The organism is Streptomyces triculaminicus (assembly GCF_017349075.1).
GTDB classification, from domain to species: Bacteria; Actinomycetota; Actinomycetes; order Streptomycetales; family Streptomycetaceae; genus Streptomyces; species Streptomyces triculaminicus.
Map to the genome: position 1 here is coordinate 1 of NZ_JAFMOF010000004.1, position 20,104 is coordinate 20,104.

At 73.3% G+C, this 20,104-nt stretch carries 18 protein-coding genes and 4 pseudogenes; 9 read left to right on the plus strand and 13 right to left on the minus strand.

The annotated features are described in order from the left end of the window. The 3 genes from J1792_RS23925 to J1792_RS23935 form a co-directional block, all read right to left on the minus strand. A partial coding sequence (locus J1792_RS23925; protein WP_207248192.1) for an ABATE domain-containing protein occupies positions 1-275 on the minus strand: 275 nt, incomplete at its 3' end. 37 nt (positions 276-312) lie between these two features. Continuing rightward, positions 313-1,455 carry an NADH:flavin oxidoreductase gene (locus J1792_RS23930; protein WP_086574524.1) on the minus strand — a complete coding sequence of 381 codons (1,143 nt, stop codon included), beginning with the start codon at positions 1,453-1,455 and terminating at the stop codon, positions 313-315. Positions 1,456-1,602: 147 nt separating this feature from the next. Then, the gene (locus tag J1792_RS23935) at positions 1,603-2,256 is read right to left on the minus strand and encodes a PhzF family phenazine biosynthesis protein (RefSeq protein WP_086574526.1); all 654 of its coding nucleotides are present in this window, start codon (positions 2,254-2,256) and stop codon (positions 1,603-1,605) included. A gap of 70 nt (positions 2,257-2,326) precedes the next feature. Here J1792_RS23935 and J1792_RS23940 point away from each other — a divergent pair, with 70 nt between their 5' ends. Both J1792_RS23940 and J1792_RS23945 read left to right on the plus strand, forming a co-directional pair. Next, positions 2,327-2,881, plus strand: a complete 555-nt coding sequence (locus J1792_RS23940) for a sugar O-acetyltransferase (protein ID WP_086574528.1) — start codon at positions 2,327-2,329, stop codon at positions 2,879-2,881. Positions 2,882-2,962: 81 nt separating this feature from the next. After that, a complete protein-coding gene (locus J1792_RS23945) occupies positions 2,963-4,192 on the plus strand; it encodes an FUSC family protein (protein WP_086574530.1) in 1,230 nt (409 codons plus the stop codon). 8 nt (positions 4,193-4,200) lie between these two features. Here J1792_RS23945 and J1792_RS23950 read toward each other — a convergent pair whose 3' ends face one another. The 10 genes and pseudogenes from J1792_RS23950 to J1792_RS23985 form a co-directional block, all read right to left on the minus strand. Continuing rightward, positions 4,201-4,806 carry a PadR family transcriptional regulator gene (locus tag J1792_RS23950; RefSeq protein WP_207248193.1) on the minus strand — a complete coding sequence of 202 codons (606 nt, stop codon included), beginning with the start codon at positions 4,804-4,806 and terminating at the stop codon, positions 4,201-4,203. 33 nt (positions 4,807-4,839) lie between these two features. Then, a pseudogene (locus J1792_RS35895) lies at positions 4,840-6,602 on the minus strand (oxidoreductase). A gap of 94 nt (positions 6,603-6,696) precedes the next feature. Beyond that, positions 6,697-6,792: pseudogene (locus J1792_RS34395) on the minus strand (hypothetical protein); the annotation flags it as partial. Positions 6,793-6,973: 181 nt separating this feature from the next. Beyond that, positions 6,974-9,342, minus strand: a pseudogene (locus J1792_RS23960) (glycoside hydrolase family 65 protein). Next, on the minus strand, positions 9,339-10,082 hold the full coding sequence (locus tag J1792_RS23965) for a beta-phosphoglucomutase family hydrolase (RefSeq protein ID WP_086574792.1): 744 nt from the start codon (positions 10,080-10,082) through the stop codon (positions 9,339-9,341). The pseudogene J1792_RS23960 and the gene J1792_RS23965 overlap by 4 nt, the downstream one beginning before the upstream one ends. After that, on the minus strand, positions 10,079-11,557 hold the full coding sequence (gene zwf, locus J1792_RS23970) for a glucose-6-phosphate dehydrogenase (protein ID WP_245872270.1): 1,479 nt from the start codon (positions 11,555-11,557) through the stop codon (positions 10,079-10,081). Before zwf ends, J1792_RS23965 begins: the two co-directional genes overlap by 4 nt. Positions 11,558-11,621: 64 nt before the next feature. Further along, entirely contained in the window at positions 11,622-11,810 is a 189-nt protein-coding gene (locus tag J1792_RS35135) for a hypothetical protein (RefSeq protein WP_278186405.1), read from the minus strand. A 109-nt stretch (positions 11,811-11,919) separates the two neighbouring features. Next, positions 11,920-12,600, minus strand: a pseudogene (locus J1792_RS35450) (cytochrome P450 family protein); the annotation flags it as partial. 364 nt (positions 12,601-12,964) lie between these two features. Next, on the minus strand, positions 12,965-13,288 hold the full coding sequence (locus J1792_RS23980) for a plasmid stabilization protein (protein WP_086575458.1): 324 nt from the start codon (positions 13,286-13,288) through the stop codon (positions 12,965-12,967). 130 nt (positions 13,289-13,418) lie between these two features. Beyond that, the gene (locus tag J1792_RS23985) at positions 13,419-14,186 is read right to left on the minus strand and encodes a DUF72 domain-containing protein (protein ID WP_207248194.1); all 768 of its coding nucleotides are present in this window, start codon (positions 14,184-14,186) and stop codon (positions 13,419-13,421) included. Positions 14,187-14,294: 108 nt separating this feature from the next. Here J1792_RS23985 and J1792_RS23990 point away from each other — a divergent pair, with 108 nt between their 5' ends. The 7 genes from J1792_RS23990 (at position 14,295) to J1792_RS24020 (ending at position 20,103) form a co-directional block, all read left to right on the plus strand. Then, a complete protein-coding gene (locus tag J1792_RS23990; RefSeq protein ID WP_207248195.1) occupies positions 14,295-14,708 on the plus strand; it encodes an HIT family protein in 414 nt (137 codons plus the stop codon). 124 nt (positions 14,709-14,832) lie between these two features. After that, the gene (locus J1792_RS23995) at positions 14,833-16,140 is read left to right on the plus strand and encodes a phosphoribosyltransferase family protein (RefSeq protein WP_086575460.1); all 1,308 of its coding nucleotides are present in this window, start codon (positions 14,833-14,835) and stop codon (positions 16,138-16,140) included. A 29-nt stretch (positions 16,141-16,169) separates the two neighbouring features. Next, entirely contained in the window at positions 16,170-16,439 is a 270-nt protein-coding gene (locus J1792_RS24000; protein ID WP_086575462.1) for a DUF1876 domain-containing protein, read from the plus strand. Positions 16,440-16,552: 113 nt separating this feature from the next. After that, entirely contained in the window at positions 16,553-17,170 is a 618-nt protein-coding gene (locus tag J1792_RS24005; protein WP_086568037.1) for a phosphoribosylanthranilate isomerase, read from the plus strand. A 182-nt stretch (positions 17,171-17,352) separates the two neighbouring features. After that, the gene (locus tag J1792_RS24010) at positions 17,353-18,609 is read left to right on the plus strand and encodes a diaminopimelate decarboxylase (protein WP_086568032.1); all 1,257 of its coding nucleotides are present in this window, start codon (positions 17,353-17,355) and stop codon (positions 18,607-18,609) included. 90 nt (positions 18,610-18,699) lie between these two features. After that, positions 18,700-19,353 (plus strand): pyridoxamine 5'-phosphate oxidase, encoded by a 654-nt coding sequence (gene pdxH / locus J1792_RS24015; RefSeq protein ID WP_086568030.1) that lies wholly within the window; start codon positions 18,700-18,702, stop codon positions 19,351-19,353. Positions 19,354-19,401: 48 nt separating this feature from the next. Then, the gene (locus tag J1792_RS24020; RefSeq protein ID WP_207248196.1) at positions 19,402-20,103 is read left to right on the plus strand and encodes a B3/B4 domain-containing protein; all 702 of its coding nucleotides are present in this window, start codon (positions 19,402-19,404) and stop codon (positions 20,101-20,103) included. Position 20,104 lies beyond the last annotated feature (1 nt).

Below are 20,104 nucleotides of genomic sequence, written 5' to 3' on the forward strand. Positions count from 1 at the left end.
GCCTCGGCGGTCACCCGGTGAAGGTCGTCGCGGAAGGCCCGCAGCTCCTCGAGGCCGTCGGCGTCGAGGGCCACGGGCGGCACGGGCTGGGCGGTGACGGCCGTCCACCCCGCGACGGCCGCCTCCGCCCAGGCCCGCGCGGTATCCGGGCCGGCGAGCAGATCGCCGTGCCCGGAGCCCTCCACGGCGGCCGTGTTGAGCAGGTCCTGGACGAGCCCGAGGCCGCCGGGGGCCGCCTCGAGCGCGTACCGTACGGTCGCCGGCCAGATCGTCATGGTGGGCCGTCCTTCCGGGGATGTCAGCGGGCGGGGCTCACACCAGTGTCCCGAGGAGCGACTTGCGGTACGGAACCGCCTCCTCGAGCCGGCCGGCGAGCGCCTTGGCGGCCCAGTCGGGGTCGGAGACGAGGGCCCGCCCGACGGCGACGACGTCGAACTCGTCACGCTCCAGCCGGTCCAGGAGCGGCTCGATGCCCGTGGTCCCGATGTGCTCGGGGCCGTTCCGCCCGCCGGTGAACTCGGTGTCCAGGCCCACCGACCCCACGGTGATGGACGGCTTGCCGGTGAGCTTCTTCGTCCAGCCCGCCAGGTTCAGGTCGCCGTCCTCGAACTCCGGCAGCCAGTAGCGGCGCGTGGAGGCGTGGAAGGCGTCCACGCCCGCCGCGGCGAGCGGCGAGATCAGCCGCTCCAGCTCCTGCGGGGTCTCGGCGATCCGGGCGTCGTAGTGGCCGGACTTCCACTGCGAGAGGCGGAAGACGATGGGGAAGCCGGGCGAGACGGCGGCGCGCACCGCCGTGACGATCTCCGTGGCGAAGCGGGCGCGGGACTCCTCGTCGCCGCCGTAGGCGTCGCCGCGCCGGTTGGTGCCGTGCCAGAGGAAGCTGTCGATCAGGTAGCCGTGGGCGCCGTGCAGTTCGACGCCGTCGAAGCCGGCGCGCTCGGCGTCCGCGGCGGCCCGTGCGAAGGCGCCGACGACGTCGTCGATGTCGGCCTGCGTCATCTCCCTGCCGTGCGGGCGGCCGTCGAGGCCGACCCCGGACGGCGTGTCCGCCGGCACGCCCAGCGGCGCGATGCCGTCGGTGCGGGCCGCGCCCGTGTGCCACAGCTGGGGCATGATGCGGCCGCCGGCCCGGTGGACCCGCTCGGCCACCCGGGCCCAGCCCGCGAGCGCCTCCTCGCCGTGGAAGTGCGGCACCCGGTCGTAGGCCGCGGCCGCGTCGCGGGCCACGTAGGTCCCCTCGGTGATGATCAGGCCCACGCCGCCTTCCGCGCGGCGCTCGTAGTACGCGGCGACGTCCTCGCCGGGAACTCCTCCGGGCGAGAAGGCCCGCGTCATCGGCGCCATCGCCACGCGGTTGTCCAGGGTCAGGTCGCCGAGGCTCAGGGGCCGGCCCAGCAGCTGTGCGGCGCGCGAGGGCAGCGCGCTGCCGGGGGTCGTCGGTGTCGTCGTCGCCATGGTGTGGTGGTCCTCTGCTCGGTACGTCAAGCCAATGACATAGCCGTAACTGGCTTGGGGTACGTCGCATTCCCGGGTGCGGCCGCTGTGTGACCGCCATCTCGTCCCGCCTTCACCCGCGTGGCAAAAGAGGTGAAGGCCCGACAGTTATGTCTCCACCCGGCCGCCGAGGGCCACCGTCCCGTCCTGGTGATACCGCGTCAGGATCCGGGAGGCGGCGCCCTGCCGGATCACGAGCGACCGTCCCAGCCCGGCGGTCAGCGTGAGGGCCGCGGCGCCGGTGGCCTCGTCCTCCACGATGCCGTCGCCGCGCCGGGGGAATCCCCTGGCCCGCACCCTTCCCGCCGCCTCGTCCTCCCAGGCCCACGCGTAGAGCCAGCCCTCCCCCGGCGGCGGGGCGGGCAGCGCCTCGACCTCTGCCACCGTGCGGAACTGCTCGGTCCGCCGGCCCGACGCCCACTCCGCCCGTCCCCGGATCCACGTGGTCTCCCCCTCCTCCCAGGTCGGCACCTGACCGGCGGGCGGACGCAGCACGTCCACCGGGTGCCCCTGGCGGCGCAGCAGCCAGGACACGCCGACCAGGGGGTGGCCGGCGAACGGCAGCCGGGTGCTGGGGGTGTGGATGTCCACGCAGCCGAGGGGGGCGTCGTCGACGAACACCGTCTCGCTGAAGCCCAGCCGGGCGGCCACCTCCCCCCGCCGCGCGTCCGGCACGGTCGGCCCATTCGTGACCACCCCGAGCGGGTTGCCTCCCTCGCCGTCCGGACCGACGAACACCCGTACCACCGCTACTTCGTCCATCCGGTGATTCAAGCAGCCCTTGACGGGCCGTCCGGCCTCGGGGAGCGTACCGGGGACGGAGGGAGAGGCGATGGGCGAGAACAAGCGCCGCATGCTCGCCGGCGAGTGGTACGTGCCGGACGACCCGGAGCTGGCCGAGGACACCCGGCGCCGCGTCGAGCTGTGCGCCGCGTACAACGCCGCCGGTCCGACCGATCCCGCCGAGCGCGACGCCGTCCTGCGGCGGCTGCTGGGCTCGGTCGGCGAGGGGGTACGGATCCGGGCGCCCTTCCACTGTGACTTCGGCTACCACATCCGCCTCGGCGCGGGGACGTTCGTCAACTTCGGCGCGGTCTTCCTGGACGCCGCGCCCATCACCGTCGGCGCCGACGCGCAGATCGGTCCCGGGGTCCAGATCCTGACGCCCCTGCACGAGCTGGACCCGGTGCGCCGCCGGGCGGGCTGGGAGAAGGCCGTGCCGGTGACGATCGGCGACAACGTCTGGCTGGGCGGCGGGGTGATCGTGTGCCCCGGGGTGAGCATCGGCGACGACACGGTCGTCGGCGCCGGATCGGTGGTCACCCGGGACCTGCCCGCCGGTGTCCTCGCCGTCGGCAATCCGGCGAGGGTCGTCCGCGCGCTGTGACCGCCCGGGCGCCGGCGGCCGTTACTCCACCTCGGTGACGGCACCGTGTCCCGGGCACCGCCCGGCGGGAAGACGCTATGGGTGCCCGAATTCACCGACCCCCTGACCACCCTCGTCCGCCGCGGCAGGGAACCCGCCGTCGTACAGGCGGTACGTTCCACGCTGGCCGCGGTGATCTCCTATGTGGCGGCGCTGCAGCTGAGCAGTGAGCCGGCGCCGCTCACCGCGCCGCTGACCGCGCTGCTCGTCGTCCAGGTCACCCTCTACTCCACCCTGACCACCGGCATCCGCCGGGTGAACTCCGTCGTGGCCGGCGTGCTGATCGCCATCGGCTTCAGCGCGCTGGTGGGTCTGACGTGGTGGAGCCTGGGCCTGATCATCCTCGCCTCCCTGGTCATCGGGCGCTTCGTACGAGTGGGTGAATTCGTCCCCGAGGTGGCGATCAGCGCCATGCTCGTCCTGGGCGTGACCCGGGTGGCGGAGACCGCGTGGGACCGCGTGCTGGAGACGCTGATCGGCGCGGTGGTGGGCCTGCTGTTCGACGTGCTGTTCGTGCCGCCGGTGTGGGTGCAGCCGGCGGGCGAGGCCATCGAGCATCTGGCCCGCCGCATGCGGCGGCTGCTGCACCAGGTCGGGGCGGAGGTCACCGGGCACACCACGGTCGAGGAGGCCGCGGCCCGGCTGCACCAGGCCCGGCGGCTGGATCACGACATCGTGCAGGTGGACGCCGCGCTCCGGCAGGCCGAGGACAGTCTGCGCCTCAACCCCCGGGTGAAGGAGGGGCTGCTGTTCCGCGTGGTGCTGCGCACCGGCCTGGACGCCCTGGAGATCGCGGCGGTGGTGCTGCGGGTCATCTGCCGCACCCTGACCGACCTCGCCAAGGAGCGCAGGGAGGAGACGCTGTTCGCGCAGGACGTGGCGGCGGCCCTGGAGGAGGTGTTCCTCCATCTCGGGCGGGCCGTCGAGGCCTTCGCCGTACTGATCACCACGCAGGTCACCGCCAACGCCGAGCAGGCCGAGGAGCGGCTCGTACGGGAGCTGGCCGCCGGGCGCGACAGCCGGGACCGTGCCGCGCTGCTCCTGCTCGAGGAGGTGCGGCGCCATCCCCGCCAATGGCAGCTGCACGGTGCGCTGCTGGCCGAGGTCGACCGGATCCTGGACGAGCTGGACGTGGAGAAGCGCACCGAGCGCCTGGCCGAGGAGCTCGACCGCTGCTCCCGTGAGCAGCAGGACCGGCACCCGGTGCTCGCGAGCGTCAGGCGCCGGCTGCGCAGGAGCGGCTACGGCTGGCGCCGCAGCAGCCGCAAGTAGGGTGCGCCTCAGGCGGTGCGCAGCGCGGCGGGCAGCCCCTCGAGGGCCTCGGTGAGCCAGGCGATCCAGAAGGTCTCCAGGCCGATGCCGCCGCGCAGCACCAGGTGCCGCAGGCGCCGGGCGTCCGCGTCCCCGGCCCCGGCATCGTCCCCGGACCCGGACCCGGAGCCGGTCTCGGCCTTCTCACCGCGCCCGTCCCCGGTGAAGTCCCGTTCCTCGATGGCGAGGTACTCGGCCAGTTGCCGGCGGTGCAGGTCGAGGTGGCGCCGCAGCTCGTCCTCGAGGCCTTGGCCGCCGACGACCGCCGCCGCGCGCAGGCGCAGCAGCAGTGCGTCGCGGACGGGCCGGGGGTCCTGGCCGGCGGACGCCCACGCGGTGAGTTCCGCCCGGCCGGCGGGCAGGACCTCGTACTCCTTCCTCTGGCCCCGCTCCGGCCGCCGGGCCGGCAGCACATGGACGTGGCCGGCCTCCTCGAGCTTCTTCAGCTCGCGGTAGATCTGCTGGTGGGTGGCCGGCCAGAAGTACCCGATCGACTTGTCGAAGCGGCGGGTCAGCTCCAGCCCCGAGGACGGCTTTTCGAGCAGGGCGGTGAGGATCGCGTGCGCGAGGGACATGCCCGCCATCCTAGGTTCGGCGCCCGCGGGCCCTCACAGGGCGGCGGCGAGCCGGGTGCCCTGGAGGATGGCCCGCTTGGCGTCGAGTTCGGCGGCGACGTCGGCGCCGCCGATGAGGTGGGGCCGGTGTCCCTGGGCGCACAGCTGGTCGTACAGGTCCCGCAGGGGTTCCTGTCCGGCGCACACGACGATGGTGTCGGCGGCGATGGTGTGGTCGGCGCCGTCGACGGTGATGTGCAGTCCCTCGTCGTCGATGCGGCGGTAGGTGACGCCCGCGAGCATGGTGACGCCGCGGTGCTTGAGCTCGGTGCGGTGGATCCAGCCGGTGGTCTTGCCGAGCCCGGCGCCGACCTTGGTGGTCTTGCGCTGCAGGAGGTGGACGGTGCGCGCGGGCTTGCGTCGCTGCGGCTCCCGCAGGCCGCCGCGGCCCTGGAAGGCGGTGTCGACGCCCCACTGCAGGCTGAAGGCCTCGGCGTCCAGGCTCGCGGCGTCGCCCCCGTCGGTGAGGAACTCCGCGATGTCGAAGCCGATGCCGCCGGCGCCGAGGACGGCGACGGTCGCGCCCGCCTCGGCGGTGCCCCGCAGGATGTCCCGGTAGCCGACCACGCTGGGGTGGTCGATGCCGGGGATGGCGGGGGTGCGGGGGTGACGCCGGTGGCGAGGACGATCTCGTCGTATCCGGCGTCGGTCAGCGTCCGCGCGGTGACGGTGGTGCCCAGGCGGACGTCGACGCCGTGGGCGCGCAGCCGGCCGCGGAAGTAGCGCAGGGTCTCGTCGAACTCCTCCTTGCCGGGGACGCGGCGGGCGAGGCCGAGCTGTCCGCCGATCTCGTCGGCGGCGTCGAGGAGGGTGACGGCGTGGCCGCGTTCGGCCGCGGTGACGGCGGCGGCCAGGCCGGCGGGGCCGGCGCCGACGACGGCGACGCGCTTGCGGCGCCGGGTGGGTTCCAGGACGAGTTCCGTCTCGTGGCAGGCGCGCGGGTTGACCAGGCAGGAGGTGATCTTCCCGCTGAAGGTGTGGTCGAGGCAGGCCTGGTTGCAGCCGATGCAGGTGTTGATGGCGTCGGCCTCGCCGCGGCGGGCCTTGGCGACGAAGTCGGGGTCGGCGAGGAGGGGGCGGGCCAGGGAGACCATGTCGGCCCGGCCCTCGGCGAGCAGCCGCTCGGCGAGTTCGGGGGTGTTGACGCGGTTTCCGGTGACCAGGGGGATGGCGACCGCGCCCATGACCTTCCGGGTGACCCAGGTGAAGGCGCCGCGCGGTACGGAGGTGGCGATGGTGGGGATGCGGGCCTCGTGCCAGCCGATGCCGGTGTTGATGAGGGTGGCGCCGGCGGCCTCGATCTCCCGGGCGAGGGTGACGACCTCCTCGAGGGAGGACCCGCCGGGTATGAGGTCCAGCATCGACAGGCGGTAGACGATGATGAAGTCCGTCCCGACCCGCTCCCGCACCCGGCGGACGATCTCGACGGGGAAGCGGATCCGGTTCTCGTACGCGCCTCCCCACCGGTCGGTGCGGTGGTTGGTGGGCGCGGCGACGAACTCGTTGATCAGGTAGCCCTCGGACCCCATGATCTCCACGCCGTCGTAGCCGGCGTGCCGGGCGAGGGCGGCGGCCCGTACGTAGTCCTCGACGGTCTCCTCGACCTCGTCGTCGGTCAGGGCGTGCGGGACGTACGGGCTGATGGGGGCCTGGAGGGCGCTGGGGGCCACGAGGTCGGGGTGGTGGGCGTAGCGGCCGAAGTGCAGGATCTGCAGCGCGATTTTGCCGCCCTCGCGGTGGACGGCCTCGGTCACCACGGTGTGCTGCTCGGCCTCCGCCTCGGTGGTGAGGCTTGGCCCCGCCCTCGTAGGGCCGGCCGCGCTCGTTGGGGGCGATTCCGCCGGTGACGATGAGGCCGGCGCCGCCGCGGGCGCGGGCCGCGTAGAACGCGGCCATGCGGGCGAAGCCGCCGGGCGCCTCCTCGAGGCCGACGTGCATCGAGCCCATCAGGACGCGGTTGGGCAGGGTGGTGAAGCCCAGGTCCAGGGGCTCATCAGGTGGGGGTACGACGCGCTCATCCGGCGCCTCCTCGCGCGAGTTCCGATGCGCCAGTTCTAGAGCACCCCGAAGGTTTATGCAACTAGTTGCAAAAAGGACCGCCGCCTTCCCCACGGCCCCGGCGCCCCGCCTACCCCTCGCTGTGGCCGGGCGCTCGGCCCCGGCGGGCCGGGGCCCGGCCGGCCGGCTGCTCGGGAGCGGGCCCGGTGGGGATGGGGGCACCTGACAGGACTCCGGCGCGTCGGAGGTCACCCTGAGCCGCTCGCCGCAGTGGCGGATCTCCAGCGCCTTGCCGTCCAGCAGGCTGTACGTCGCGGTGCTGCCGGTGATCTCCACCCGCAGGCGCTGGCCGCGGAACTGCACCGTGAAGGCGAGCCTGCCCAGCTGCTCGGGCAGCCTGGGGGTGAAGGCGATCAGGCCGTCGTACTCCCGCATCCCGCCGAAGCCGATCACGAGGGCGAACCAGGTCCCGGCGAGCGAGGCGATGTGGATGCCGTCGCGGGTGTTGCCCTGCAGGTCGGACAGGTCCATCATCGCCGCCTCGCCCAGGTAGTCGTAGGCCAGCCGCATGTGACCGGTCTCGGCCGCCATGACGGCCTGCCCGCAGGCGGACAGCGACGAGTCCCGCACGGTCAGCCGCTCGTAGTAGGCGAAGTTGGCGGCCTTCTCCTCCGGGGTGAAGGCGTCTCCGCGCAGGCACATGGCGAGGACGAGGTCCGCCTGTTTGGCGACCTGCTTGCGGTAGAGGTCGAAGTAGGGGAAGTGGAGCATCAGCGGGTACTCGTCGTCGCCGGTTCCGGCGAAGTCCCACAGCTGGTGCCGGGTGAAGCCCTCGGACTGCTCGTGCACCGCGAGTTCGGGGTTGTACGGCAGCGTCATGCGCGTCGCGGCGTCCCGCCAGGTCGCCGCCTCCTCGTCGTCCGCGCCCAGCAGCGCGGCGAGGTCCGGGTGGCGCTCGACGACGGCCGCGGCCTCCTGCAGATTGTGCTGGGCCATCAGGTTCGTATAGGTGTTGTCGTCCGAGATGGCGCTGTACTCGTCCGGGCCCGTCACCCCGTCGATATGGAAGTCGCCGTGGTGGTCGTGGTGACCCAGCGAGCGCCACAGCCGGGCGGTCTCCACCAGCAGCGGCAGCCCGACCTCCTTCTCGAAGGCCTCGTCGTTGGTGGCCTTGGTGTAGCGCACGGCGGCGTCGGCGATGTCGGCGTTGATGTGGAAGGCCGCCGTCCCCGCCGGCCAGTAGCCCGAGCACTCGTCGCCGTTGATCGTCCGCCAGGGGAAGGCCGCGCCCTCCAGCCCCAGTTGCCGTGCGCGCTCGCGCGCGGCGGGCAGGGTGCTGTACCGCCAGCGCAGGGCCTGCTCGACGGCCTGGGGCGCGGTGTAGGTCAGCACCGGCAGGACGAACGTCTCGGTGTCCCAGAAGCAGTGACCGTCGTAGCCGGGGCCGGTCAGGCCCTTGGCGGGCAGGGCCCGCGCCTCGCCGCGCGCGCCGGCCTGCAGGACGTGGAAGAGGGCGAACCGCGCCGCCTGCTGGATCTCCGCGTCGCCGTCGACCTCCACGTCCGAGCGGGACCAGAAGTTCTCGAGATAGTCGCTCTGTTCGTCGGCCAGGCCCTGCCAGCCGGTGCTGACGGCGGCGGCCAGGGCGGCGTCGACCTGGTCGTGCACCGCGGGCGCCGACCGGATCGCCGACCAGCCGTGCGCGACGAACTTCTCCACCCGCAGCCGCTGTCCGGAGCGCAGCCGCGTGGTGATGGTGAAGCGGGCCAGGTTGTCGCTGCTCTCGGAGGACATCTCGGTCTTCTCGCCGCCGCTGACGACGTGCGAGGCCGAGACCCCCACCCGCAGGCCGCTGTGCTCGGTGCGGTGCAGCAGCCGGATGCGCGGCCCGTGGGCCGCGTGATGCTCCACCGCCAGCGGCGACTCCAGGACCGCGGCGGCCCGGGGGTCGCGCGTGGTCAGGGGCAGCTGCTCGTTGGCGACCAGCTCGGACTGGACGACGATGCGCACGTCGCCGTCGAGCGGCTCCACCTCGTAGGAGACGGCCGCGATCGCGCGCTGGGTGAAGGAGACCAGCCGGCTGGACCGGACGCGCACGCTGCGCCCGCTGGGCGAGGTCCACTCGGCGGTGCGGTGCAGCAGCCCGGTACGGAAGTCGAGCACCCGCTCGTGCCGGTGCAGCTTTCCGTAGCGCAGGTCGAAGGGCTCGTCGTCGACCAGGAGGCGGATCAGCTTGCCGTTGGTGACGTTGATGATCGTCTGCCCGGACTCCGGGTAGCCGTAGCCGGCCTCGGCGTACGGCAGCGGCCGGAACTCGTACACGCCGTTGAGGTAGGTGCCGGGCAGGCCGTGCGGCTCGCCCTCGTCGAGGTTGCCGCGCCAGCCGATGTGCCCGTTGGAGAGCGCGAAGACCGATTCGCTCTGCGAGAGCACATCGAGGTTGAGCTCGGTCTCGCGCAGGCACCAGGGCTCGACCATGTAGGCCGGATGAGTGATCACGGGGCTTCTCCCAGCAGTTCGGCGAGGTCGTCCACCACCACGTCCGCGCCGTGCCGGCGCAGCGCCTCCTCCTGGTCCGCCCGGTTCACCCCGACGACGAAGCCGAACTTCCCGGCCCGGCCGGCCTCCATGCCGGCCAGGGCGTCCTCGAAGACGGCGGCCCGGTCCGGGGGCACGCCCAGGTCATGCGCGGCGGCGAGGAAGGTGTCGGGGTGGGGCTTGCCCGGCAGGTGCCGCTCGGCGGCGGCCAGGCCGTCGATCCGGACCTCGAAGAGGTCGTCGATGCCGGCCGCGACGAGCACGGCGTGGCAGTTGGCGCTGGAGGAGACCACCGCGCGCCGCAGCCCGGCCGCCCGGGCGGCCTCGGCGTAGCGGACCGAGCCGGGGAAGGCCTCCACCCCCATCTCCTCGATCTTCCGCAGGACGAGGGCGTTCTTGCGGTTGCCCAGGCCCTGGACGGTGTCCCGGTCGGGCGGGTCGTCGCCGGAGCCCTCGGGCAGCTCAATGCCCCGGGAGGCGAGGAAGGACCGTACGCCGTCCGCCCTGGGCATGCCGTCCACGTAGCGGTCGTAGTCGTCGTGGGCGTCGAAGGGGCGGAAGTCCGGGCCCTCGCGCCGGCGGAGGAAGTCGTCGAAGGTCTCCTTCCATGCCGCGGCGTGGACGGTGGCCGTCCGGGTGAGGACGCCGTCCATGTCGAACAGGCAGGCGTGGATGTCGTCGGGGAGGCCGAGTGTGGTCATGGTGTTCCGCTTCCCGGCTCGTCGGAGGCCATGTCCGGCAGGTACCAGTGGTGCGGGGCGACGAGCTTGTCGACGGACGCCGGCCCCCACGATCCGGGGGCGTACGGCTCCACCGGGCGCGGCGAGCGCAGGAGCGGGTCGGCGACCTCCCAGAGCCGCTGGATGCCGTCCGAGCGGGTGAAGAGGGACTGGTCGCCCAGCATCGCGTCGAGGATCAGCCGCTCGTAGCCCTCCAGGCCGTTCCGGAGCTGCACGGAGTCGGCGTAGCGGAAGGTCATGCGCGCGGGGCCCAGCCGCATGGCCGGGCCGGGCTCCTTGGCGAGGAAGTCGGCGGCGATCCAGCCCGGGTCGTCGAAGTCGACGACGAGCGCGTTGCCGCGCCCGCCGCCGCTGGCCCACGCGGTGTCGAACATCCGCAGCGGTGGCCGTTTGAAGTGGAGGGTGACGACCTGGCGGCGCTGTCCGAGGGCCTTGCCGGAGCGGAGGTAGAAGGGGACGCCGGCCCAGCGCCAGTTGTCGACGTCGGCGCGCAGGGCGACGAAGGTCTCGGTGTCGGAGTCCGGGGCGACGCCGGGCTCGGAGCGGTAGCCCTCGTACTGGCCGCGCACGACGTGGCCGGGGTCGACGGGCCGCAGGGACTGGAAGACCTTGTCCTTCTCGTCGCGCAGGGCCTTCGCGCCGAGGGAGGTGGGCGGCTCCATGGCGACGAAGCCGAGCACCTGGAAGAGGTGGGTGACGATCATGTCCCGGAAGGTGCCGGTCTCCTCGAAGAAGGCGGCGCGGCCCTCGATGCCGATGGTCTCGGGGACGTCGATCTGGACGTGGCTGATGTGGTCGCGGTTCCAGACGGGCTCGAAGAGGCCGTTGGCGAAGCGGAGGGCGAGGATGTTGTCGACCGACTCCTTGCCGAGGAAGTGGTCGATGCGGAAGACCCGGGACTCGTCGAAGACGGCGTGGACGATCCCGTCCAGGGCCCGGGCGGAGGCGAGGTCGGTGCCGAACGGCTTCTCGATGATGACGCGGCCGCCCTCGGACAGTCCGGTGCGGTCGAGGGTGCCGATGACGGAGGCGAAGGCGACGGGCGGCACGGCGAGGTGGAACAGCCGGCGCGGGCCGCCGCCGAGCGCCGTCTCGGCCGCCCGTACGGCGGCGACCAGGGGCCCGGGCTCGTCGGGGTCGGCGGCGCCGAAGCTCAGGGCGTCCGCGAACCGCTCCCACTCGGGTTTGGACGGCTCGCCCCCGCCGAACTCGGTGACGGCGTCCCTGGCGTGGGCGCGGAACGCCTCGTCGCTCAGGGCGTCCGCCGTGGGGGCCGACCCGACGACGCGGTAGCCGGCGGGCATCAGGCCCGCCTGGGCGAGGCGGTACAGCCCGGGCAGGAGTTTGCGCCGGGCGAGGTCGCCGGTGGCGCCGAAGAGCACGACGACGTGGTCGTCGGGGGTGGCGGCGCCTCGCGAGGTCCGGTTGGCCTTCACACCCATAACCTTCGGGCAGCGGGGGCCGGCGCGCGATTCGCCTGAGCCGTTCGGCGCCGCCGGGTCACCGCCGGCGCACGGGTACCCGTCGCGGGCCGCGGACCAGCAGGCCCGGACGGTAGGGGAGCTCGGCGGGGTCGGCGGCGAGCGCCAGGCCGGGCAGGGCGTCGAAGAGGCGGGGCAGCGCGACGGCCGCCTCCAGGCGGCCCAGGCGTGAGCCGAGGCAGAAGTGCGGGCCGTGACCGAAGGCCAGGTGGGGGCGGCGCGGCGGCCCTCGGGCAGATAGCGGGCGGGCTGGAAGTCGTCGGGGGCGGGAAGTGCCCGGGGTCGCGGTTGGCGGCGGCGAGGACCACGAGGACGGAGTCCTCGGCCGGTATGACCGCTCCCCCGCCCAGGTCGACCCGCTCGGTGGTGCGCCGCCAGGTCGTGCCCTCCAGGGGGCTGCCGTGGCGCAGGGTCTCCTCGACCACGGCGGCCCAGCGGCCGGGGCCGCCGCGGCGCGCGGCGTCGAGCTCCTCCTCGTGCGTGAGGAGCATCAGCGTCGCCGAGGCGAGGAGGTTCATCGTGGTCTCGTAGCCGGCGAAGAGCAGCAGGAACGCCATGGCGAGCAGCTCGCCGTCGTCGAGGCCGCCCTCGCTCGCGTCGTGCACGAGGGTGCTGAAGAGGTCGTCGCCGGGGGACTCGCGCTTGTGGCCGATGAGCTGGGTGAAGTACGCGTGGAGGCGCGTCCACGCCTCGTCGACGGCGCCGGGCTCGAGCGCGTCGGCGGGCGAGCCGACGCGGTACGTCCATTCCCGCAGGTCCGCCCGGTCGGCCTCCGGCACGCCCAGCACCTCGCCGATCACCAGGACGGGCAGCGGGAAGGCGAACGCGTCCACCAGGTCGGCGGTGCCGTGCCGGTCCAGCTCCCCGGCGAGCTCGGTCACCAGACCGTCGGCCAGGTGCTCGATGCGCGGGCGCAGGGCGTCCACCCGGCGCGGGGTGAAGGCGGCGGTGGTCAGCCGGCGCAGCCGGGTGTGGTCGGGGGCGTCGGAGTTGAGCATGTGCCGGGCCAGGCAGCCGCGGGCGCGCCTCGCCGGGGAGTCCGGCCCGGGCCGGCCCGCCCCCTGCGGCGGCACGTTCGAGAAGCGCGGGTCGGACAGGACCGCCCGCGCCTGGTCGTAGCCGGTGACGAGCCACGCGTGCGTGCCGTTGGTCAGGGGCACCCGCGCCGCGGGGCCCTGGGCGCGCAGGCGCGCGTAGTACGGGTACGGGTCGCGCGCGAAGCCGGGGTCCGCGGGGTTCAGGTGATCGAGCACCTGAACATCCTCACCGATGAACGGCCGGTTCCGGCGGTGGGGGTGAGCAGGGCTGCCCTGGCCCGGTTGTGTGGTTCCCACAACGACCCGGGCCTGGGCGGGGGTGTCCTCAGCGGCCGAGGGCCTTCTTCAGCTCGTCCTTGGTCATGTCCGAGCGGCCGTGGATGTTCTTCTGCCGGGCCTCGTTGTAGAGCTGTTCCTTGGTCGGCCCCTGGGCTCCGGAGTGGGAGCGCCGGCCGCCGCGCTCGGCGGACGACATGTCCTGGAGCGAGCTGCGGCTGGCGGTCTTCGACTCGCCGGCGCGGGCGCGTTCCTTGTTGACCGTCCGGCTCGCGATCTCCTCGGCGCGCTTCTCGCTCTCGCCGCGCTCGCGCGCGCTGTCCTTGATGTGCTCGTACTGCCGCTCGCGTTTCGGGCTGGATCCCCTGGGCATCCTGCGCTCCTTCGCTCGGCCGCGTGCGTACGCGCCGGGGCCCGTACGCAGGCGGCGTCGTCCGTGCGAGGCCCACCCTCGCACGGGTGCCGCGGCGCCGCAGGGCGGGGCGGCCGGTCGTGGCGCCCGCTCAGCCGGGCGGCGGGTCCGGCGTCCGGCTCACGGTGCGTCCCAGCCGCCGGGCGGCGTGCGCGAAGCCGGCCGCGTCGTGGACGGCGGCGCCGCCGGCGTCGTTGTTGAAGTAGACGTACACCGGCGCCCGGTCCGGCCAGGCGTCGGCCAGCCGCCCGGCCCAGGTGCTCAGCGCCCGGCTCCCGTAGCGGGGCCAGGGCCGGGCCCTGCCGTGGTGGAACCGCAGGTACCCCCAGTCCGCCGTGCGCCACAGCGGCGTCACGGGGCGGGAGTCCCGGTCGGCCCAGCACAGGGCGGCACCGCGGCGTTCCAGTACCTCGCGTACCCCGTCCGTCCACCAGGAAGCGTGCCGGGGCTCGACGGCCACCCGTGTGCCGGCCGGGAAGCAGGCCAGGGCGGCGTCCAGCGCCCCGGGGTCCGCCTTGAGCGTGGGCGGCAGCTGCAGCAGCACCGGCCCCAGCTTGTCCCCGAGCCCGGCGGCGTGCCGCATCAGCCGCCCGACCGGCTCCTCCGGGTCGCGCAGCCGCTTGATGTGGGTGAGGTAGCGGCTGGCCTTGACGGCCATCACGAAGCCCTCGGGGGTGCGCTCGCGCCAGTCGGCGAAGGTGTCCTCGCCGGGCAGCCGGTAGAAGGCGTTGTTGTTCTCGACGGTCGCGAAGTGCCTGGCGTACTCCTCCAGCCACAGCCGCTGCGGCCGGTCGGCGGGGTAGAGAACGCCGCGCCAGTCCTTGTACTGCCATCCGGAGGTTCCGACGAGGAGGGGCATGGGGGATCGGTGCCCGGGGGCGCGGGCGGTTCACGGGCGGGGGCGCGATTCCAGCCGGTTGCCGGGCGCGGCGGGTGCCGCCCGGCGGCGAGGGGGTTCACTGGGGCCGTGGACTGTGTCTTCTGCGCGATCGCGGCGGGCGAGGTGGCGGCGCACCGGGTCTTCGAGGACGCGACGGCGGTGGCCTTCCTGGACGCCCGGCCGCTGTTTCCCGGCCATGTGCTGGTGGTGCCGCGGCTGCACGCCGAGACGCTCACCGACCTGCCCGCGGCCGAGGTGGGGCCGTTGTTCGGCCGGGTGCGGCGGATCACCGGGGCGGTGGAGCGCGCGATGGGCGCCGCCGGGTCGTTCGTGGCCGCGAACAACCGGGTCAGCCAGTCCGTGCCGCACTTCCATGTGCATGTGGTGCCGCGCGACCGCAAGGACGGGCTGCGGGGCTTCTTCTGGCCGCGGACGCGGTACGCCTCGGACGAGGAGGCGGCGGCGGTGGCGGCCCGGGTGCGGGCGGCGCTGGAGGAGTAGGACGGGGCCTACGGGGCATCCCGGGCCATGTGGACTATCCCCCCGAACCCCGTCATATTGGAAGTACGGCTTCCCTCGTCATCCGGAGCCTTCCGGAGCCGGGCCCCGGGGCCGGAGGCGCATCATGCGATTCATCGACCGGGTGGACGCCGGGCGGCGCCTGGCCGAGCGGCTGGGGCATCTGCGCGGCGAGCACCCCGTCGTTCTCGGCCTGCCGCGCGGCGGCGTTCCCGTGGCCTTCGAGGTGGCGCACGCCTTGGGCGCGCCCCTCGATGTCGTCCTCGTCCGCAAGCTGGGGGTGCCCTACCACCGCGAGCTGGGGTTCGGTGCCATCGGCGAGGGCGGCGTACGCGTCATCCGGGACGACATCGTCCGGATGAGCCGGGTCGACGAGGACGACCTGGCCGAGGTGGAGCGCGCCGAGGAGGAGGAACTGTCCCGGCGCGCCGTGCAGTTCCGCGAGGGACGCGAGCGCGTTCCGCTCGAGGGGCGCACGGCGATCGTGGTCGACGACGGCATCGCCACGGGCGCCACGGCGGCGGCCGCCTGCCAGGTGGTACGGGCGCAGGGCGCGGCCCGGGTGGTGCTGGCCGTGCCGGTGGCGCCCCCGGACGCGGCCGCCGCCTTCCGTGGCGAGGTGGACGAGCTGGTGTGCCTGAGCACGCCGGCCGCCTTCTCCGCGGTCGGCGAGTGGTACCACGACTTCACCCAGACCTCGGACGAGGAGGTCGTCGGCCTGCTGCGCCGGAACACCGAGAACGCCTCCGGCGACGATGGCGGCGAGGCGCACGGCGGGCCCCTGCGGCTCCCGGTGGACGGCGGGGCCGTGACCCTCGCCGGCGACCTGGCGATGCCGGCCGGGGCGCCGGGCCTCGTGGTCTTCGCGCACGGCAGCGGCAGCAGCCGGCTCAGCCCCCGCAACCGCGCGGTGGCCAGGGCCCTCAACGACGCCGGGCTCGGCACGCTCCTGTTCGATCTCCTCACCCCGCTGGAGGAGGAGGACCGGGCGAACGTGTTCGCCGTCGAACCCCTCGCCCGCAGACTGACGGAGGTCACCGGCTGGCTGCGCCGCCGGGAGACCGTCCCGGTCTGCTACTTCGGAGCGAGCACAGGCGCGGCCGCCGCGCTGTGGGCCGCGGCGGAGGCGGGTGACGGCGTCGCCGCCGTGGTCTCGCGCGGCGGCCGCCCCGATCTGGCCGGGGACCGGCTGGAGGAGGTCCGGTCTCCCACGCTCCTGATCGTCGGCGGCCACGACAACGTGGTGCTCGACCTCAACCGGCAGGCGGCGGGGCGCCTGCGCTGCGAGAACGAACTGGCCGTCGTGCCCCTGGCCACCCACCTCTTCGAGGAGCCCGGGGCCCTGGACGCCGTCGCGGATCTCGCCCGCGACTGGTTCACCCGGCACCTGCCCACCCGGCAGAGCCCGACCTGACAGAGCCGACCCGAGCGCTGGTGATCACCATGGAGACGATCGTCGACTGCAGCATCGAGATGGAGTTCCGCGAGATCGACGCGACCACGCAGGCCGACGTGCGGCTGAGAATGCACGACGGCTCGCAGCTCGCGGCGCAGGGCATCGCCAACCGCAACCCCGACGACCGCCGCCAGCAGCGCGTCGGCGAGGAGGTCGCGGCGGCCCGCGCGCTCAACGGACTCGCCGAGCAGCTGCTGGGCAAGGCGGGGGACGACATCAAGGAGGTCATGCACGAGGACGCGCACCTGAGCCACTGAGCGCCTGAGCCGCTGAGCACCCGGTCCGCCGGCGGGCGACCGCGACCGCCGGCCGGCCGTACGGCCCCGGCCCTCCCACCGGCTCCCGGGAGGGCCGGGCGTACGCTGTGCGCGTGACGACGCCACTGTTCATCAAGATCTGCGGGCTGCGTACCGAAGGGGACGTGGACGCCGCCGTCGACGCCGGGGCCGACGCCATCGGCTTCGTCTTCGCCGACAGTCCGCGCACGGTGGACGCCGGGACCGCCCGGCGCCTGGCGGAGCGGGTTCCCCCGGGCGTGCTGACCGTGGGTGTCTTCCGCGGGCAGCCGGTGGAGGAGGTCCGGGCGCTGACGCTGGCCTCCGGGGTCCGGGCCGTCCAGTTGCACGGCGACGAGGGCCGGGAGTACTACGACGCCCTGCGTCCGCAGGGGTGGACGCTGATCCGCGCCACCTCGTCCGAGGGCGGGACACCGCGCTGCGGCGAGCTGGGCGAGGACCTTCTGCTGCTCGACGCCCCGGCCCCGGGCGCGGGCGTGCCCTGGAACTGGGGGGCCGAGGGCTTCACTCCCCCGGCCGGGCGCTGGCTGCTCGCCGGCGGCCTCACTCCGGAGAACGTGGTCGAGGCGGTACGGACCACCACGCCGTGGGGCGTGGACGTCTCCAGCGGCGTGGAGTCCCGTCGCGGCGTCAAGGATCCCGCCCTGATCAGGGCGTTCGTCGAGGCCGTCCGCGCGGCGGACGCCTTCTGATCCCAGTCGCTGCCAACTCGCCCCGGCACATGTAGACTTCAGGTCGCCGGCCATCGGCGAACATTCGTCCGGCATTCGCACTGACGATCCCATCCCAGGCGCCATGGCGCGCATCGCACCGCACTCTTTTGCACCCCCTGAGCACAGGCGCACTTTTCCCGCGACCACAGGACAGAGGGCACATGAACGAGAGCGACTGTAAGCTGACCCGTTCCTGGATCGGCTCGATCGACCTCCGGCTGATCGCCGAGCAGGTCGGCACGCCCGTCTTCGTCTACAGCGAGGCGCAGATCCTGAAGAACGTCCGCCGCGTCAAGGACGCGGCCAGGGCGGTCGGCCTCGAGGAACGGGTCGAACTGTACGTCCCCTTCTTTCCCAACTCCAATCCCCATGTGCTGCGGCCGCTGCGGGACGCGGGTGTGGGAATTCTGCTGCAATTACCCAGCGAACACCGTCTGCTGAAGCGATTCGGGTTCGACAAGTTCATCGTCTCCCCCGGCCATGTCGCCGACGAGGAGATAGCGTTCTGGGACCGGACGGGCTGCCCGACGTTCCTGTCGAGCCTGGACGAGATCGCGTACTCGCTGCGGACCAAGGCCCCCTCGATCAGCGTCCGGATCGACAGCCTCGACTCGGGGAAGCCGGGCATCAAGTACGGCGAACTCGACAAGCTCACCGCCCTGTTGGCCGAGCACGGGCGCGAGCTCGACTGCTTCGAGGTCTACTGCGGCAGCGGGAATTCACGCGACGCGATGATCGACATCATCGAGAAGCAGTTCGAGATCTTCAACACCCACTTCCCCACCGCCCGCGCCATCAACTTCGCGGGCGGCCACGGCTTCGTTTACGAGAGCTGGGACGAGTCGGAGAAGCACTTCGACTGGGCCGAGTACTTCCGCGCGCTGCGCGAGATCGCGGACCGGATGGGCATTCCCGGTCATGTGAAGTTCCTCTTCGAGCCGGCCCGGGACGTGCTGGCCGACACCGGGGCGCTCCTGCTGAGCGTGGAGCGCGACGTGATCACCAACTCGGTCGGCAGTCTCGTGGTGACCGACGGGTCGCGCATGCTGATGCCGTCCGCCCAGCTGCGCGACCGGCGGCACAACGTGGTCTTCCTGGACGCCGACATGGCGGAGATCCCCGCGACGCCGGGCACCGACGGCACCAGCGCCGCCCTGCGCGGCCGCAGCATCCTGCGGCACGACTACATCCTGCCGGGCGAGTACTGGGTGCCCTCAGCCGTCGACGCCCGCAGCCATCTGCTGATCCTCGACGTCGGGGCGTACTGCGCGACCCAGCACATGGAGTTCCTCAACATCCCGCCGGCCGCGGAGGTCCTCGTCGACACCGCCGGGACGGCGCACCTGGTCACCGCGCGCGGTGACGACCTCGACAAGTGGCGCCATCTCCTGGAGGAGAAGCGCGAAGTGAAGAGCTAGCCCTTCCCTTCCGCTCCGCGCCGAGGACCATCGCCGTCCCCGCGGAGCAGCCACCACCGGCCACCACGCCCTCCAGCGAGGACCACTCCATTGCAGCGATCGTCAGCCACCGACCCCACGCACGCCGACCCCACGCAGGCCGCCGTCCCGCACGAGACCGGCGCCGAGGACCCCTTCGCCCTCTTCCGCCGATGGTTCGGCGAGGCCGAGGCCGCCGAGCTCAACGACCCCAACGCCATGGCCGTGGCCACCACGGACGCCGACGGGCTGCCCGACGTGCGCATGGTGCTGCTCAAGGGATTCGACTCCCGGGGCTTCGTCTTCTACACCAACACCCGCTCGGCGAAGGGCACCGAGCTCGCCGGCTCCATGCGGGCCGCCGGCGTCCTGCACTGGAAGTCCCTGCGGCGGCAGGTGCGCTTCCGCGGCCCGGTGGAGCGCGCCACCGACGCCGAGGCCGACGCCTACTTCGCCTCCCGCGCCCGCGACAGCCGCATCGGCGCCTGGGCCAGCCTGCAGTCCCAGCCCCTCGCGGACCGCTCGGAACTCGAGGCGGCCGTGGCCCGTGAATCCGCCCGCTTCGGCTCGGGCGACGTGCCGCGCCCGCCCCATTGGGCCGGCTACCGCATCACGCCCGTCTCCCTGGAGTTCTGGACCGAGCAGCCGTTCCGCCTGCACGACCGGCTCGTTTTCACCAGGGAACGGCCCGACGGCCCCTGGGGCCGGGGGCATCTCTATCCGTAATCCGTCTCTCCGCGATCCATCGCACCGAAAAGAACCAGGGACAGCTCTATGTATTTCACCCATGCCGACGCGGTCTGGACCGCCCATCCGCAGCTGAGGGCGCTCACCCTGGCCGTCGACGACGTGCTCGGCATGAAGGACGACCCCGCCCGTCAGGAGCGGCTGGCCCCCCGCGTCGAGGAACGACTGGCGGCGCACACCGAATCCGAGATGCCCGAGATCGCCGCGTGGCGCGAGACCTTCTCGAGAATGGGCCTGAAGCCCACGCAGTACCGCTGCGCCGCGGAGGCCCTGCTGCGCCGCTATCGCAAGGAACGGAATCTGCCGAGATTCCACCCGCTGGTCGACTACCTCAATTTCGTCTCGATGTCCTTCGCCATCCCGATCGCGGTGTTCGACTGCGCCAAGGTCGCCGACGGGATCACGGTCCGCCCGGCCGACGGGTCCGAGCGGTACGAGACGTTCCAGGGCGATGTCGAGCATCCCGTGCCGGGCGAGATCGTCTTCACCGACGCGGAGGGCAACGCGCATTCGCGGCGCTGGACGTTCCGGCAGAGCGCCCGGTCCGTCGTCTCGGCGGGCACCGACCGCGTCCTGATCGTGGCGGAGGCCCTGCACGCCGCGGCGCCGCAGGACCTGGCGGCCCTGGAGCGCGAGCTGACCGCCGGGCTGGCCGGCGCCGGCGTGCGCGTCGCCGGGGCCAGGACGCTCGACTCCGGTGAGCGCAGGCTGGAGTTCCCCCACGCGTGAC